14 protein-coding genes are annotated in these 13817 nt (G+C 67.2%); 5 read left to right on the forward strand and 9 right to left on the reverse strand.

All coding sequences use genetic code 11. The features are described from left to right. Positions 1-34: 34 nt before the first annotated feature. A complete protein-coding gene (gene qcrB / locus FDA38_RS08545; RefSeq protein WP_137253481.1) occupies positions 35-1666 on the forward strand; it encodes a cytochrome bc1 complex cytochrome b subunit in 1632 nt (543 codons plus the stop codon). A 240-nt stretch (positions 1667-1906) separates the two neighbouring features. Here qcrB and FDA38_RS08550 read toward each other — a convergent pair whose 3' ends face one another. Next, positions 1907-2563 (reverse strand): response regulator, encoded by a 657-nt coding sequence (locus FDA38_RS08550; RefSeq protein ID WP_137253482.1) that lies wholly within the window; start codon positions 2561-2563, stop codon positions 1907-1909. After that, positions 2560-3699, reverse strand: coding sequence for a sensor histidine kinase (locus FDA38_RS08555; protein ID WP_137253483.1), 1140 nt, complete (start codon positions 3697-3699; stop codon positions 2560-2562). Before FDA38_RS08555 ends, FDA38_RS08550 begins: the two co-directional genes overlap by 4 nt. 162 nt (positions 3700-3861) lie before the next feature. On the opposite strand from FDA38_RS08555, the gene FDA38_RS08560 reads away from it, so the two are divergent. Next, positions 3862-4338 (forward strand): DUF6326 family protein, encoded by a 477-nt coding sequence (locus tag FDA38_RS08560; RefSeq protein ID WP_137253484.1) that lies wholly within the window; start codon positions 3862-3864, stop codon positions 4336-4338. A 396-nt stretch (positions 4339-4734) separates the two neighbouring features. Beyond that, positions 4735-4911 (forward strand): hypothetical protein, encoded by a 177-nt coding sequence (locus tag FDA38_RS42115; protein ID WP_170989630.1) that lies wholly within the window; start codon positions 4735-4737, stop codon positions 4909-4911. Positions 4912-4915: 4 nt separating this feature from the next. Here the strand turns inward: FDA38_RS42115 and FDA38_RS08565 are convergent, their stop codons facing one another. Both FDA38_RS08565 and FDA38_RS08570 read right to left on the reverse strand, forming a co-directional pair. Continuing rightward, positions 4916-5155 carry a hypothetical protein gene (locus tag FDA38_RS08565; protein WP_137253485.1) on the reverse strand — a complete coding sequence of 80 codons (240 nt, stop codon included), beginning with the start codon at positions 5153-5155 and terminating at the stop codon, positions 4916-4918. 5 nt (positions 5156-5160) lie between these two features. Further along, positions 5161-5970: an alpha/beta hydrolase gene (locus FDA38_RS08570; RefSeq protein ID WP_137253486.1), complete on the reverse strand. Its 810-nt coding sequence runs from the start codon at positions 5968-5970 to the stop codon at positions 5161-5163. A 199-nt stretch (positions 5971-6169) separates the two neighbouring features. Between FDA38_RS08570 and FDA38_RS08575 the strand changes: the two genes are divergently transcribed. Both FDA38_RS08575 and FDA38_RS08580 read left to right on the forward strand, forming a co-directional pair. Next, complete coding sequence (locus tag FDA38_RS08575; protein ID WP_137253487.1) at positions 6170-6511, forward strand: hypothetical protein; 342 nt, start codon at positions 6170-6172, stop codon at positions 6509-6511. Then, complete coding sequence (locus tag FDA38_RS08580) at positions 6511-7377, forward strand: NmrA family NAD(P)-binding protein (RefSeq protein ID WP_137253488.1); 867 nt, start codon at positions 6511-6513, stop codon at positions 7375-7377. The genes FDA38_RS08575 and FDA38_RS08580 overlap by 1 nt, the downstream gene beginning before the upstream one ends. 53 nt (positions 7378-7430) lie before the next feature. Here the strand turns inward: FDA38_RS08580 and FDA38_RS08585 are convergent, their stop codons facing one another. From FDA38_RS08585 to FDA38_RS08605, 5 genes are all read right to left on the reverse strand, one after another. Then, positions 7431-8204 carry an SDR family oxidoreductase gene (locus FDA38_RS08585; protein WP_137253489.1) on the reverse strand — a complete coding sequence of 258 codons (774 nt, stop codon included), beginning with the start codon at positions 8202-8204 and terminating at the stop codon, positions 7431-7433. Beyond that, on the reverse strand, positions 8201-9058 hold the full coding sequence (locus FDA38_RS08590; protein WP_137253490.1) for an enoyl-CoA hydratase/isomerase family protein: 858 nt from the start codon (positions 9056-9058) through the stop codon (positions 8201-8203). Before FDA38_RS08590 ends, FDA38_RS08585 begins: the two co-directional genes overlap by 4 nt. After that, positions 9051-10400 carry a dihydrolipoyl dehydrogenase family protein gene (locus FDA38_RS08595; protein ID WP_137253491.1) on the reverse strand — a complete coding sequence of 450 codons (1350 nt, stop codon included), beginning with the start codon at positions 10398-10400 and terminating at the stop codon, positions 9051-9053. The genes FDA38_RS08590 and FDA38_RS08595 overlap by 8 nt, the downstream gene beginning before the upstream one ends. A 124-nt stretch (positions 10401-10524) precedes the next feature. Beyond that, positions 10525-10941 (reverse strand): VOC family protein, encoded by a 417-nt coding sequence (locus tag FDA38_RS08600; protein ID WP_137253492.1) that lies wholly within the window; start codon positions 10939-10941, stop codon positions 10525-10527. 1 nt (position 10942) lies between these two features. Continuing rightward, positions 10943-13669, reverse strand: a complete 2727-nt coding sequence (locus FDA38_RS08605; RefSeq protein WP_137253493.1) for a helix-turn-helix transcriptional regulator — start codon at positions 13667-13669, stop codon at positions 10943-10945. Positions 13670-13817: the final 148 nt, after the last annotated feature.

Below are 13817 nucleotides of genomic sequence, written 5' to 3' on the forward strand. Positions count from 1 at the left end.
CTTGTGCATAAGTCCTCGAAGAGGCGGTTGACGTATGGCACAAGAGAACTTCCCGCCACCGGTCAAGTGGTTCGACGACCGGCTCGGCATCGGCAAGATCGGGAAGAAGAATCTGCGGAAGGTCTTCCCGGACCACTGGTCCTTCATGCTCGGCGAGATCGCGCTCTACAGCTTCATCATCCTGATCCTGACCGGCATCTTCCTGACCTTCTGGTTCAGGCCGTCGATGGCCGAGGTCGAGTATCAAGGCTCGTACAGCCTGCTCAAGGGTCTGCATATGTCAGAGGCCTACGAGTCCGCGGTGAACATCTCGTTCGACGTTCGCGGTGGTCTGCTGATGCGGCAGATCCACCATTGGGCCGCGGTGCTCTTCACGGCCGCGATGAGCATCCACCTGCTTCGCATCTTCTTCACCGGCGCATTCCGCAAGCCCCGTGAGCTGAACTGGCTGATCGGCATCGCGATGCTGTTCCTGGGCATCATCGAAGGCTTCATCGGTTACGGCCTGCCGGACGACCTGCTGTCCGGCACCGGACTACGGATCACCCAAGGTCTCGTGCTCGCCGCTCCGGTTGTCGGCACGTACCTGGCGTTCTTCATCTTCGGCGGCCAGTTCCCCGGCGACGACTTCGTCTCCAGGTTCTACACGGTGCATGTGTTGCTGATCCCCGGAATACTGCTGGCCTTGATCACGGTCCACCTGTTCCTGGTCGTGTACCACAAGCACACGCAGTACCCGGGGCCGGGCCGGACCGAGAAGAACGTGGTCGGCTACCCGTTGATGCCGGTCTATATGGCCAAGGCCGGCGGCTTCTTCTTCGTGGTGTTCGGCGTCACCGCGCTGATGGGTGCGCTCTTCCAGATCAATCCTGTGTGGTTGTACGGGCCGTACAACCCGGCCGAGGTGACGGCGGGCTCGCAGCCCGACTGGTACATGGGCTGGCTGGACGGCGCCGTACGTCTGATGCCTGGCTTCGAGTCGCATTTCTGGGGCATCTCGATCAGCTGGAACATCTTCCTGCCTGCTCTCGTGGTACCACCGCTTTTCATCGGTTTCGTTGCCTTGTACCCGTTTATCGAGGCGTGGATCACCGGGGACAAACGCGAGCACCATCTGCTGGACCGCCCGCGCAACGTGCCGACCCGAACCGGTATCGGCGCCGGCCTGATCACCTTCTACGGCGTGCTCTGGCTCAACAGCGGCAACGACTTGATCGCTACTCACTTCCACTCCTCGATCAACACCATCACCTGGGTCTGCCGGGTCTTGATCGTGGTCGGCCCGGTTCTTGCCTTCTGGATCAGTCGGCGGGTCGCGATCGCCCTGCAACGTGCCGACAGGGAGCGCCTCCTGCACGGACGGGAGAGTGGGATCATCGTCCGTTCACCGGAAGGTGCGTACGCCGAGAAACATCTACCGATCTCGGTGTACGAGTCCTACCTGCTGACGGCGAGGGATCGCGACACGGTTCTGGAGGTTCCGCCCACCACGGACGAGAACGGCGTTGCCCGGCCGCATCGCAGGCGGGATCGTCTCCGAGCAGCACTTTCGCGGTTCTACTTCGCCGACGCAGTCCAAAACCCAACCCGCGCCGAACTCACCGCAGCGGACCATGACTCCGGGTCAGCCTCCGCGAGGCGACGGTCGGTGAACGCCAATGACTGAAGGGCCGATGCATCCGCGGCGATGACGGCGTCGGGTGCCGCTCGGCGCGAACCTGCGCCGACGCACGATCTCCGCCCCTCGAGTTCGCGGAGCCGCTGCGACAGCACGTTCTCGCCGATCGGCCTCGATCCGACTGACCCGGCCGAGCCCGCTCCTCAAGTGCAAAATGTGTGACAGCGGCTCTGGACTCGTTCGGGATGCTACGGAACCCCCACGGGCCTACGCTGCGATCTGTATCCGCTAATCGGCTCTCACGCGTCTGGTGTCGTGGGCCCACATCGCGATCTCCACGCGGTTGCGTGCGCCGAGCTTGGTCATCAACGAGGCTACGTGGGTCTTGACCGTGCTCAGGCCGACGAAGAGTTCAGTGGCGATCTCGGCGTTGGTGCGGCCGCGTGCCACCAGCACGAGCACCTCCTCCTCGCGTTCGGTGAGCGGGTCGACGGGCTGGACGGGTACCACCGGCGCCTGGTCGGCGAAGGTCGCCAGCAGCCGGCGGGTGACGTTGGGGGCGATCAGCGCGTCCCCGTTGGCCGCCGCATGGATGGCCTGCACGAGGAGCTCCGGACCGGCGTCTTTGAGCAGGAAGCCGCGGGCGCCGGCGCGGAGGGCGCCGAGGACGTACTCATCGAGGTCGAAGGTGGTGATCACGACGACCGCCATCGGATCCGTCACGTCCGGCCCGGCCAGGCGCCGGGTCACCTCGACGCCGTCGAGCCCGGGCATCCGGATGTCGACGAGGAGGACATCGGGACGCAGCCGGGTCGCCAGGTCGAGCGCTGCGAGCCCGTCTGCTGCCTCCCCGACGACCTCGAGGTCAGGTTGCGCGCCGAGGATCATCACCAACCCGGTCCGGACCAGGTCCTGGTCGTCGGCTACGACAACACGGATGCTCATCCCAATGCCTCCACCGGCAGCACGGCCTCGACCACCCAGCCACCTCCGGGCCCCGGGCCCGCGGACAGTGATCCGCCGAGGAGCTGGGCGCGTTCGGCCATGCCCAGCAGGCCGAATCCGGGCCCAGGGGCCGTCCCCGGCTCGGTCCGGCCATCGTCGCTGACACGCAGCCTGACGGCGTCGCCCTCCCGGCGTACGTCGATCCCGACGCGGGTCGCGCTCCGGGCATGCCGTACGGCGTTGGTCAGCGACTCCTGCGCGAGCCGGTAGAGCGCGGCGTCCACGGGTCGTGCCAGCCGGGTCAACGAACCGTCCAGCGAGACCTCGACGGTTGGCGTCGCGTCGGCGCGCGCCAGCGCAGGCAGATCCGCGACACCCAGCTGCGGTGAGTAGGCGACGGCTTCTTCCTCACGCAGTACCCGCACCATGGATCTCATCTCGGCCAGGGTTCGCGACGCTTCACGCTCGATCGCGGCCAGGATCTCGGCAGCCTTGTCAGGCTGGAGGCCGGCGACCACCCGACCGGCCTGCGCCTGCACCGCGATGGCCGAGACGTGGTGGGCCACGGTGTCGTGCAGCTCGCGAGCCAGAGCCACCCGCTCCTGATTGCGGATCTCGCGCCGTTGGCGGCGCCAGAGGTCTGCGCGGTAGCGGAACACCACCGCGAGGGCGACGAACAACAGCAACAGGACGCTCCCGCCGAAGACCTCGGACCAGCCCGCCGAGGCGGCGTACATCCCCAGCAGGACGACGACTGTCACGAACGCCGTCCCCAAGACGATCTCCCGGCCCGAGCCCCAGCGCACCAAGGAGTAGAGCAGGATCACGACGGCCGTCATGGAATCAAGGCCGAGGTCCCCGGTGTGCACGGTCAGCTGGAGGACCGAGAGCAGCCCGGCAACGCCCCACCCGACCAGGACGGCTACCAGGGGCCGGGCCCGCCGCCAGAGCAGCGCAGGCATCACCGCGAGGGCGAGCACCGTCACAAGGGGCCGCCAAGCCAAGCCCGGCCGAACGATGCCCTCGACCAAGGCGGCGGCCGCGAACACGCCCGCCAGCAGCCAGTCGAGCCGACCGATGGGTGGGGCATCAGCGGGCCGCGGCTCGTGCCAGATGGAGCGCCGGACAGTGACCACGGCTCCAGCCTAGGGCTCGGCCACCCTCGGCGTACCAGCCGAAAGCACTAGAGGGAGACCGTGCCATCGGCCAGGTGAACCCCGGCCTCCGGACCGAGGCGCCCGCCGCCAGGCCAGGCGATCGTGGAACTACCGATCCTCACCACACCAACGGAGTCCATGATGAGAACACCTGCCACCCTGGAAGACCAGCCGGTCCCGGTGCGAGCCAAGCTCGCCGCCGCGTGGACAAGCCTCATGTTCCTGTATGCCTACGTGGACATTCTCAACTTCTACAAGCCCGGCATCGTCGAAGACATCCTCGCCGGCAGGGTCTTCAAGTTCGACACCTCCCAGACCTTCACGACCACGTCGCTGGCCCTGATGGCCGTCCCGATCTTCATGGTCGTGGGGTCGATGACGCTGCCGGTCCGGGCGAGCCGCAGCACGAACCTGATCGTGGCTTCGCTCTACATCCCCGTCACGGCATTCAACGTTGCGGGCGGGTCCTGGCTGTTCTTCTACGGCCTCGGCGTCGCACTGGAACTGATCCTTCTCGCCGTCATCCTGCGCTACGCCTGGACCTGGCCCCGCACCGCACCGTCGGTGACCACCGCGACCAGCCCGGACCGTGAAACCGCCCGCGCCCAGCAAGCGTGAACCACGAGCAGACCCGGTCCTGTCCGGAGCCATCTGCCTCGGTGCCGCCGTGTGGGCCTCCTGGCGGTGGGACACCAACTACCACTGGGACGTCGCCTAGGGGCCTTCCAAGGCCCCTACCGGCGCGTCATCGATGCGCAACAGGCCCACCGCGTCGTCGACGCGGCGGGCCCAAGCGCGTCAACGTCGTCCGCGGCTGAGGCGATCATTGAGGGGGTTGAGGCTGCGGAGCCTGATGGGCGTTGGGCGATGACGGCGTTCAGTCGGTATCGGTTGTGTGAGTTGCTGGAGATCATGCCGTACGTCCGGTACGACGGTGATCTTGATGCCGATCTCATGGTGGCACCGGCAGCGAGTGGCTCATGATGTGTAGAACCGCCCCACAATGTGGTGATCGTGCCGTGGAAGCCCGCAGCGAGCCGCTGCGATGATTCTGGCGGCTGCGCTGCCTGCGGCGGCGGGTACGAACCGATCTGGAAGTACAACTACAAGGTCCTGGCCAAGGACCTCACCGCTCACCTCACCTACGGTCTGACCACCGCAGCGGCGTACAAGATCTTCCGCCGGGCGTAAGTGTTCAACGTGGGTTTGCGCTTTCGGTCCATTGCTGGAAGAGGTCGGTCCGGGCTTCGGGCCAGGCGGCGTCGCAGGGCATGGTGCCGGCCCGGAGGCGCGCGAGGATGCGGTCGGAGTGCCGGCTGACGTCGTCGTACGACCACAGATCGAAGTACCGGAGCATTGCCTGGCGGTCCTTCTCGCGGAACAGCGGCTTGATGTCGCTCTCGAAGCCAGGCGGCTCGGTGCGGTTGTCGGCCATGACTGTCACTTGGTCGCGGTCGGCCAGCCGGCCTGGTTGACCGCCCAGGTCAGGGCGTAGTCGGCGACTTCCTCCCAGCCCTCGTGCGCGGGCATGAGGTGCGGCATGCCCGGGTACTCCTTGATCTCGGTGACGGTCTTCGGCGACTTGTAGTGCTTGGCGTTGGATCGCTGGATGCTGGGCGGCATGAGGTGATCGTCGCTGCCAGAGATGAACAGCAGCGGCGGCCGGTTGTCGTTGTGGTAGTCGACATGGACGTCCTGAGGGCCGGGTTCGAAGTTCGCCAGCAGGCTGTTCCAGAAGATCCGGCCGGACGCCGGTACGTGGTACCGGTGGTACAGCTCCAGTGACTCTTCGTCGCTGAAGGTGTTGGCGAACGTGTACTTCCACTGCTCGGGTGTCAGACCGACAGCCTTGTGCCGGTTCGCCGGATTCTTCAGAACCGGGAACGACGCCCTGACCTGGGACAGCGGGGTGACGCGCACGCCCTCGGTCGGTGCCGAGTTCACCGCCACGCCCGCGACGCCGTACCCGTGGTCCAGCAATACCTGGGTGAAAGCGCCGCCCGCGGAGTGTCCGATGATGATCGGCGGCTCATCGAGGCCGCCGACGACCGATTCCAGGTGAGAGATGATCGCCGGCGCCGTCAACTGCTCGATCGGCGCCGGGTCGGCATTGAGCGCCTCGACCTCGACCTCCAGCCCCGGGTAGGCGGGCGCGACGACGTTGTAGCCGGCCTGCTGATAGCGCTCGATCCAGTGCTCCCAACTGCGCGGAGTAACCCAGAACCCGTGGACGAGAACGATGGTCTTCATGGCGCGAGATCCTTTCGGCGACCAGGTGATCTGCCCCTACACCAAGAAGACCGAGCCTGCCGGCATTCTGTGACAGAGGTGGTAGGCGCTGTCGCACCGGTTCCCTCCTAGGGCGTGGCCACTGCCGCCAGGCGCGGGGTCTGATGGTCCGGTGGTTTCTACTGGTGCGATGGCTTGGCTGGCGAGCGAGCCTGATGCCATGACCAATATCAGTAGTGGTTCGATTCTGGACGGGGCCGTGCAGGGCGCGGATGCGGTCCGCGCCGTCATCGGCGGGGCTCGCCAGTTGTACGACCGTCAGGACTTCAACTTCGTCGGCCCCTGGGGTGACAACAGCTTCATCGAGGACTACACGGCGGAGGTCCGCGGTACGCCGATCGGGGCTGTTCATCTGATCGAGTTCAACGCGGACGGGGAAGCTCAGCACATCATCGTCAACTACCGGCCGCTCAGCGCGTTGACGTTCTTCTCCCGCCTGCTGCACGAGAAGTTCGCGGGAACGCCGTACGCCGAGCATTATCTTGCCGATGAGGAAGCCTGATGACTGTCGCAGTGATCGGTGCCACCGGTCACGTCGGCAGCGAGATCGTCCGCGGCCTGCTCAAGCGCGGCGAGGCGGTCGACGCGCTGGTTCGCGACGCCAACGGGGCCCGTCGAATGTTCGGCGAGCCCGACGGTCTGAAGATCCGCTCCACGCAGCTGGACGACCCCAGTGACGTCACCGAGGCGCTGAAGGGGATCCGCACGATATTCATCGCGATGGGATCAGTTGGGATCCAGGGAGTTCTGCAGCGAATCGCGATCAGCGTCGCCTCCACGATCTCCTCGATCGAGCAGGTCACCCGCCTCTCGGTGCTCAATGCCTCGGCGAACTCGCTGGGCATCAACCAGCGAGCCCACGACAGCATCGACCGCCTCGCTTCCGCGCTCGCAGTGCCGTACTCGACGATCCGTCCCGCGATCTTCCAGCTGTCGCTGCTCGCCGCGGGGCACCAGGTGCGCGCCTCGCGCACCTGGACCGGCCTCGCCGACAGCGGCCGGGTCGCCTTGATCGATCATCGCGACGTGGCCGAGGCCGGACTGCGCGTGCTCACCGAGCCCGCGTTGTGGGGCCAACACCATGACCTGACAGGACCCGTCCCCGTGTCATGGCCGGAGGCGCTCGAACTGCTGTCGGCCGAGCTAGGCGAGACGGTCACCTTCCGAACCGCAACCGTGCCGGAGTTCCTCGCACGGCTGATCAACGCCGGCATACCGGCCGGAGAAGCCGAACTGCTCATCGCGCGGGAGTGGGCGGTCCTGGCCGGTGAGAACGACTACACGACCGACTCCTTCCAGCAGATCACCGGCCGTTCCCCTCGCCGCCTGGAGGATTTCCTCCACGAGCACCGGGCAGAGTTCGCTTGATGTCTGCTCAGCACGTCCGCGACCTCTCGCCTTCGTCTCCTAGAAGTCGATGATCAGACGGCGCCGGCCTTGGCCAGCTGAGCAGTGCGGTCGGACCGCAGCATCGCGATATAGCCGTCATAGTCACGGGCCTTGACCGCGAACCTCTCCAGCACCCACGGGTGCGTCGAGATCATGAAGTGCTCTTCGTCGAGACCCTTCACGACGATGTCCGCGAGCTGATCCGTGGTGATCGCGCCCCTTCCCTCCGGGGTGTCCTCCTTGCCCGCGAGGATCGGAGTGCGCACGGCCGCCGGACACAGCACGCTGACGCCGATGCCCTGATCGATGTACGTCGCGGCCAGCCACTCGCTGAAGCCGATCGCCGCGTGCTTCGTGACCGTGTACGACACGGTGTCGAAGATGACCAGCAGGCCCGCCGCGGATGCAACGTTCAGCAGGTAGCCGCTGCCTTGCTCCAGCATGTGCGGGATCGCGTACTTGGCCGCGAAGATCTCCGACATCAGATTGACGCCGATGATCTTCTGCCACTGTTCGGTGGTCGTCTCGATCCCGCCGTCGATCGCGATGCCGGCGTTCGAGACGAACAGGTCGATCCGCCCGAACCGCTCGACGGTGGCCGCGACCAGTCGCGCGATGTCCTCCTCGCGACCGACATCGGCTGCGACCGGGAGCGCGCCGATCGGCTCGGCATGCTTCTCGCACGAGTCCTGATCGAGATCGGACAGTACGACGTGCGCGCCGTCCTGAGCGAATCGGGTGCACAGGGCCAGGCCGATGCCACCGGCCCCGCCGGTGACGACTACTACCTTGTCCTTGACGTTCATCGTTCGTCCTCCTTGTCCTGCTGGTCGTTGAGTTCGGCGAGAATCGAGCCGAGGGCAAGCTCGCCGTCGGGCGTTTGCAGACCGCGTTCGAAAGCGGTTCGGGTACGGCGCTGCGACTCGGCGCTGCCGACGTGGGATCCGAAGAGGTCCGAGTCGAGTTGGAAGTCCTCGACCGGGGCGAGCGAGATCGCATTCACCCGGTCCTTGATCGCAGTCAGCCCGGCGAGTGGAAATGTGCCGATCCGCTGGGCGAGGGTCTCCACGAAGTCGCCGAGCTCGTCGGCCGGCAGGGCGCGGTTGATCCAGCCGTACCGTTCGGCGAGCCCGGCGTCGAAGTCATCCCCGCTGAGCAGTACTTCGAGCGCACGCGCCCGTCCCATGACCCGAACGAGATACTCGACGCCGCCACCGCCGGGGACGAGACCGAAGGCCGCCTCGATCTGCGCGAAGATCGCCGTCTCCCGCGCGGCGAACCGCAGATCGCAGGCCAGGACGAACTCGCTGCCGGCACCGCGGACCCGGCCCTCTATCTGAGCGATGGTGACCAGGCGGCTCGCGCTCAGATACCGGAAGAGCAAGGCGATCGACGGTACGCCGGTCAGCTTGGCCGCCTCGGCTCGGTATTCCGCGACCTTGTGCAGATCGACGTGCGAGATGAAGTACTGCGGATCGGCGCTCCTGAACACGAGCACCTTGACGTCGTGCTCGGCCTCCGCGCGCTGGATCAGCGATACGAGATCACGAACCAGTTCCGGGCCGAGCAGATTCATGGGCGGAGCCCCGATCTCGACGACCAGCACCGCACCCTCGGCCCGGACATTGAGGGTCTCGAAGGGCCACGCCGGGCTATTCACGCTCGTGCACCCCGGAGTCGAGCGATCCGAGAAGGGACTTCAGCGCCTCGAGATAGATCTCCGAGAACGTCGGAAAGGGCTGGATGACATCGCGGAGCACCTCGAGCGGGATCTGGGCGCGGATTGCCAGTGTGGCCTGCTGAAGCCATTCGCCGGCCTCCGGACCGAGGGCGTAGGCACCGGTCAGGCGTCGACCGTCGCTCAGAAGCGTCAGGAAACCGTTCGAGTCCGCGTAAGCCCGGGTGTATGTCGCCAGCTTGGCGATGTCCGCCAGCCGCGCGGTGCCTCGATACGGCGCTTCCGTTGCGCCGACGGCGGCGGCCTGCGGGTCCGTGTAGACGACCCGTGGTACGGCGTCGTAATTCGCCTCCCGCGGTTCACCGAGGATGTTCGCCGCAACCACCTCGGCCTGGTACTTGCCCACGTGGGTCAAGGGCCACAGCCCGGTGACGTCGCCGACCGCCCAGAGACGGTCGCCGGCCCGCTGCCGGCTGTCGACCCGGACGCCGCGCCGATCGATGGTCGCCCCAACGGTCTCGAGTCCGAGGTCCTCCACCCTTGGGCGTCGGCCGGTGGCTACCAGCAGTTTGTCTCCGGAGAGCTCGCGTCCGTCTGCGAGGACGACCACGTAGTCGCTGTCAGCCCGTCGTACAGCTGTCACCTCGGATCCTGTGAACACCTCGATCCCGTCCCGGCGGAGGGCATCGGCCAGCGCCTCGCCGAGCGGTGCCGGCTCGCGGTCGAGGAGGTGCTGTGCGCGTTCCACAAGCGTCACCTTGCCGCCGAAGCGCCGAACGACCTGGCTGAGCTCTACGCCGACGGCGCCGCCGCCCAGGATGATCAGGTGCTGGGGGACTGCCTTCATGGCGGTCGCGTCCCGGCTGGTCCAGACGCCGTCGAGCTCCCGCAGTCCGGGGATCGGCGGGATGATCGGCTCGGAGCCGGTTGCCAGTACGACGTGTTTCGCGGTGTGCCGCTTGCCGTCGACCTCGACGACTCCTGCGCCGGCGAGGCGGCCGATTCCGCGTAGGAGAGTGATGGTGTTCTTCTCGAGCCACTCCTCCTGACCTGCGTCGGAGTAGCCCGACACCATGAAGTCACGCCAGGCCAGCGCAGCCTCGACATCGACTTCGGCGTCGGCCAGAGCGTCTCGAGCACCCTGTACTGCCTCGCCGGGACGGAGCAGTGTCTTCGACGGGACGCAGGCCCAATAGGAGCACTCGCCGCCGACCAGTTCACGCTCCGCCACCGCGACGCGCAGACCGCCTGCGGCCAAGGCTCCCGCACAATGCTCACCCGGCGAGCCACCGCCCAGGACGATCACGTCGTACTCGTCCGTCATCGTGCTCTCCTTCCGACTGCTGGGTCGGGTCCCACGCTCCTCCTGCCACGGCGAGTTCGCACCAGTAGTTATCCCTGGTCACGAGGGCTGTCCGGGTTGTCGAAGATGATCGTGATCTTGGTGGTCATGACGGCCAACCTCCAGTCTGTGTGGGTTCTGGCGAAGCGCGACCAGGGGCGAAGAGCTCGATCGCGATGTTGTCCGGATCCTTGAGGTTGAGATGGGAGCCGAACGGGCTGGTCTCGATCGGCGAGCAGGTCACGCCGGCCGCCAGCAGGCTTGTTTCCCAAGCTTCGAGCTCGGCGCGGGACGGGACCTGTAAGGCCACGTGGTCCAGGCCGACCCGGGCAGGGTCGAAGGTCGTACCAACGATCTCGGGGTGGTCGCAGAACGCGATCATCACCGGGCCCCGGGCGACGATGACGAGGTGCTCTCCGACGAACACGGTCTCGGTTCCGAGCACGCCGTTGTAGAACTCCGCGCTGCGCTCCGCATCCGGCACTGTCAACGACACGTGCGAGAAGGCGTCCAGGCCCGGCATGTCAGCCCACACCCGCAAGGGCGGTGCGCAGCTGGCGACGAGAGCTGATGCCGAGCTTGGAGAACGTCTTGCGCAGGTGCCACTCCACCGTCCGGGGGCTGATGAACAGCTGCGCTCCGATCTCGGAGTTCGTCAGGCCGCTGCGGGCCATCTCGGCGATCTGTGCCTCCTGAGCCGTGAGGTCGTTGTTGGTGTCCGGCCGGCGTTTGCGGACGGTCTCACCGGTTGCGAGCAACTCGTGCCGCGCGCGATCTGCGAACGCCTGGAGTCCCATCTGCATCAGAGCCTCGTGAGCTGTACGCAGGTGAGTACGTGCCTCGCCCCGTCGGCCTTGGCGACGCAGCCACTCGCCGTACAGCAGCTCTGAACGGGCGAGCTCGATCCGCAGCTCGGTACGGCTCAGATGGTCGATCGACTCCTGGTACGACGCTTCATCACCGGTGAGCAGCGCGCGAACTCGTGCCTCGAGGCCCCGACCCCAGTCGGTCGGCGTGGCCGCTACCCGCTCGCTCAACCACGTCAGGCTGGTCTCCACCAGCTTCGAGTCGCCGGTTCGGGATGCGGCTTCGGCGAGCTCTCCGACGACGAGTACGCCGTACCCGACGATGTCCTGCTCGAACACCCGCCGGGCAGCGTCACACGCTTTCTCGTAGCGGCCGAGGCCGTTGTGCAGCACAGCGTCGGCGTACGTCGCGAACGCGGCCATCCGGCCCTGGCTGCTGTCGGCGGACTCTCGGATTGTCGTGGTGATCAGCCGGCGAGCTGTCGCTTCCTCGCCCCGGAGTGCATCCAGAAGCATCCGCCCGACGCCGACCTCGCGGTTCCCGGTTGCGGCGGCGAGCTGGTGTTCCTCCTCGACCAGTCGCGCGGCGGCGTCAAGATCGCCCGTCATGCACAGAAGGTTGGACCGGAAGTTGAGCGCGAACTGAAGCTGGACGAGGGCGCCGGTGCTGCGCGCGATCCGTTCCTGGCGCGCCGCGAGCTCCAGCGCGGTGCCGAGATCCCAGACCTCGATGGCGATGGTGCCGCTGACCCGGTTGCCGGCGAGCCAGAGCCAACTGCCGACATCCTCTGTGGCGACCTCTCTCGTGCGCGCCCTCCCGAGGGCCTCGATCAGACTCGGCGCCGCCGCCGGATAGCCGCGGGTGAAGCGCAGCGCCAGCGCCTGCAGCAGACGGTCCGGCAGGGGGTCGGAGTCAACGGGGCGAGGTGCCGCCGCGGCCGCGTAGGAGAGGATCCCGGGTGCGTCTGGTCCACTGGCCCAAATTGCGGCCGACATCGCTTCGAGGTAGGCCATCCGGGCACGGGCGGGATCGTGCGGGTCGAGTCGCCGGGCTGCGTCGAGCAGTGTGCTGGCAGCCTCGCGGGCTCGGCCCTGGTCGAATGCGATCTCACCCCGCAGCTGCGCGACCTCAGCGGTGCGCAACGGATCTGTGGGGCCGCGGTCGGCATCGGACAGCAACTTCAGCGCGGCTTCGAGGGCGCCGGCGCTGCGTTTGGCACGAGCAGCGGACAGGGCGCGTCCGGCGCGTCTGCCCGGGTCGAGGGTCAGCGTCGACGCACGTTCGAGGAAGGCGCTCGCGGCGAAGAATCCGCCTCGCGCCTGCGCTCGCACCGCCGAACGCTCCAGCTCGGCCGCCACGTCTTCGTCGGGCCGGTCCGTGGCCTGAGCTCGGTGCCAGGCGCGACGGTCCGGATCGGCGTCGGGATCGGTGACGGCGGCCAGCGCTGCGTGTACGGCGTACCGGTCGTGCGGCGTTGCGCGCCGGTAGATCGCCGACCGCACCAGCGGATGCCGGAAGCGGACGTGCTGGCCCAGCGTGACCAATCCCGACTCCAGGGCTTCTGCGGCCGGATCCGCACCGAGCTGGAGATACTCGGCTGCCCGCCAGAGCAGGGTCGGATCGCCGAGAGGCTCGGCTGCGGCTATCAGCAGCAGCCGTCGCGTGTCCGCCGGCAGCTCATCGATCTGGCGGACGAAGCAGTCCTCGATCCGGCTGACGAGCGGTCCGGAGCTGAGGCCGTCGGCCAGCTCGGCGGCGGTCCAGGCACGCGGCAGCTCCAGCAGCGCAAGCGGATTGCCGCGGGTCTCAGCCACGATCCGGTCGCGTACCCGGGGGTCGACCGGCGTCGGCAGGACCGACTCCAGCAAGGCGCGCGCCTCGGTGTCCTCGAGGCCGCGTAGTACGAGCTCCGGGAAGCCGGTGAACTCGTGCTCGATCCCGTCGCGGACCGCGAACAGCATCACGATCGACTCCTGTGCGAGCCGGCGGGCGACGAACGCGAGAATGCGGGCCGACATCCGGTCGAGCCACTGCGCGTCGTCGACGATGCACACCAACGGTTGCTTCGACGCCGCGTCGGAGAGCAGGTTGAGTACGGCGAGGCCGACCAGGAACCGGTCCGACACCGGCGCTGTGACGAGGCCGAACGCGCTGCGGAGCGCTTGCTGCTGTGGTGGCGGCAGTTGGTCGACGCGGTCGGCGAATCGCTGGCAGAGCTGGTGAAGCCCGGCGTACGCCAGTTCCATCTCCGATTCGATCCCGGTGGTCCGAGCGACATCGCAGTCCGGTGCGTCGGCAATCAGCGAATCGAGCAGCGCGGTCTTGCCGACGCCGGCCTCACCGCGCAGGACCAGGGAATCGCTCTGCCCTGATCGCGCCGCCTCGAGCATGTCCTCGAGCAGGGCTAGTTCTTGTTGCCGGCCCCGCAGTTCGCGATCCTCCATCGGTACCCCGCCGTGGTCCGGGCGTCCGGACCGCCCGGACGCCGCAACCAGCTCAGGCTGGCACCGTCCCGCAGCCCTCCGCAATGGTCCTACGGCGAGACTGTCCACTGGACAGTCCCTGGCTGTTCACTGGTCATATCTGTCGGGC

It is taken from the genome of Kribbella jiaozuonensis (assembly GCF_005233875.1).
Classification (GTDB): domain Bacteria; phylum Actinomycetota; class Actinomycetes; order Propionibacteriales; family Kribbellaceae; genus Kribbella; species Kribbella jiaozuonensis.

What these genes read in the sequence shown, in the direction of transcription:
- FDA38_RS08550 (WP_137253482.1), bottom strand. Translation starts at nt 2,563, where the DNA reads ATGAGCATCCGTGTTGTCGTAGCCGACGACCAGGACCTGGTCCGGACC.
- FDA38_RS08565 (WP_137253485.1), bottom strand. Translation starts at nt 5,155, where the DNA reads ATGGCCGACAACCGCACCGAGCCGCCTGGCTTCGAGAGCGACATCAAG.
- FDA38_RS08580 (WP_137253488.1), top strand. Translation starts at nt 6,511, where the DNA reads ATGACTGTCGCAGTGATCGGTGCCACCGGTCACGTCGGCAGCGAGATC.
- FDA38_RS08560 (WP_137253484.1), top strand. Translation starts at nt 3,862, where the DNA reads ATGAGAACACCTGCCACCCTGGAAGACCAGCCGGTCCCGGTGCGAGCC.
- FDA38_RS08595 (WP_137253491.1), bottom strand. Translation starts at nt 10,400, where the DNA reads ATGACGGACGAGTACGACGTGATCGTCCTGGGCGGTGGCTCGCCGGGT.
- FDA38_RS08570 (WP_137253486.1), bottom strand. Translation starts at nt 5,970, where the DNA reads ATGAAGACCATCGTTCTCGTCCACGGGTTCTGGGTTACTCCGCGCAGT.
- qcrB (WP_137253481.1), top strand. Translation starts at nt 35, where the DNA reads ATGGCACAAGAGAACTTCCCGCCACCGGTCAAGTGGTTCGACGACCGG.
- FDA38_RS08600 (WP_137253492.1), bottom strand. Translation starts at nt 10,941, where the DNA reads ATGCCGGGCCTGGACGCCTTCTCGCACGTGTCGTTGACAGTGCCGGAT.
- FDA38_RS08585 (WP_137253489.1), bottom strand. Translation starts at nt 8,204, where the DNA reads ATGAACGTCAAGGACAAGGTAGTAGTCGTCACCGGCGGGGCCGGTGGC.
- FDA38_RS08605 (WP_137253493.1), bottom strand. Translation starts at nt 13,669, where the DNA reads ATGGAGGATCGCGAACTGCGGGGCCGGCAACAAGAACTAGCCCTGCTC.
- FDA38_RS08575 (WP_137253487.1), top strand. Translation starts at nt 6,170, where the DNA reads ATGACCAATATCAGTAGTGGTTCGATTCTGGACGGGGCCGTGCAGGGC.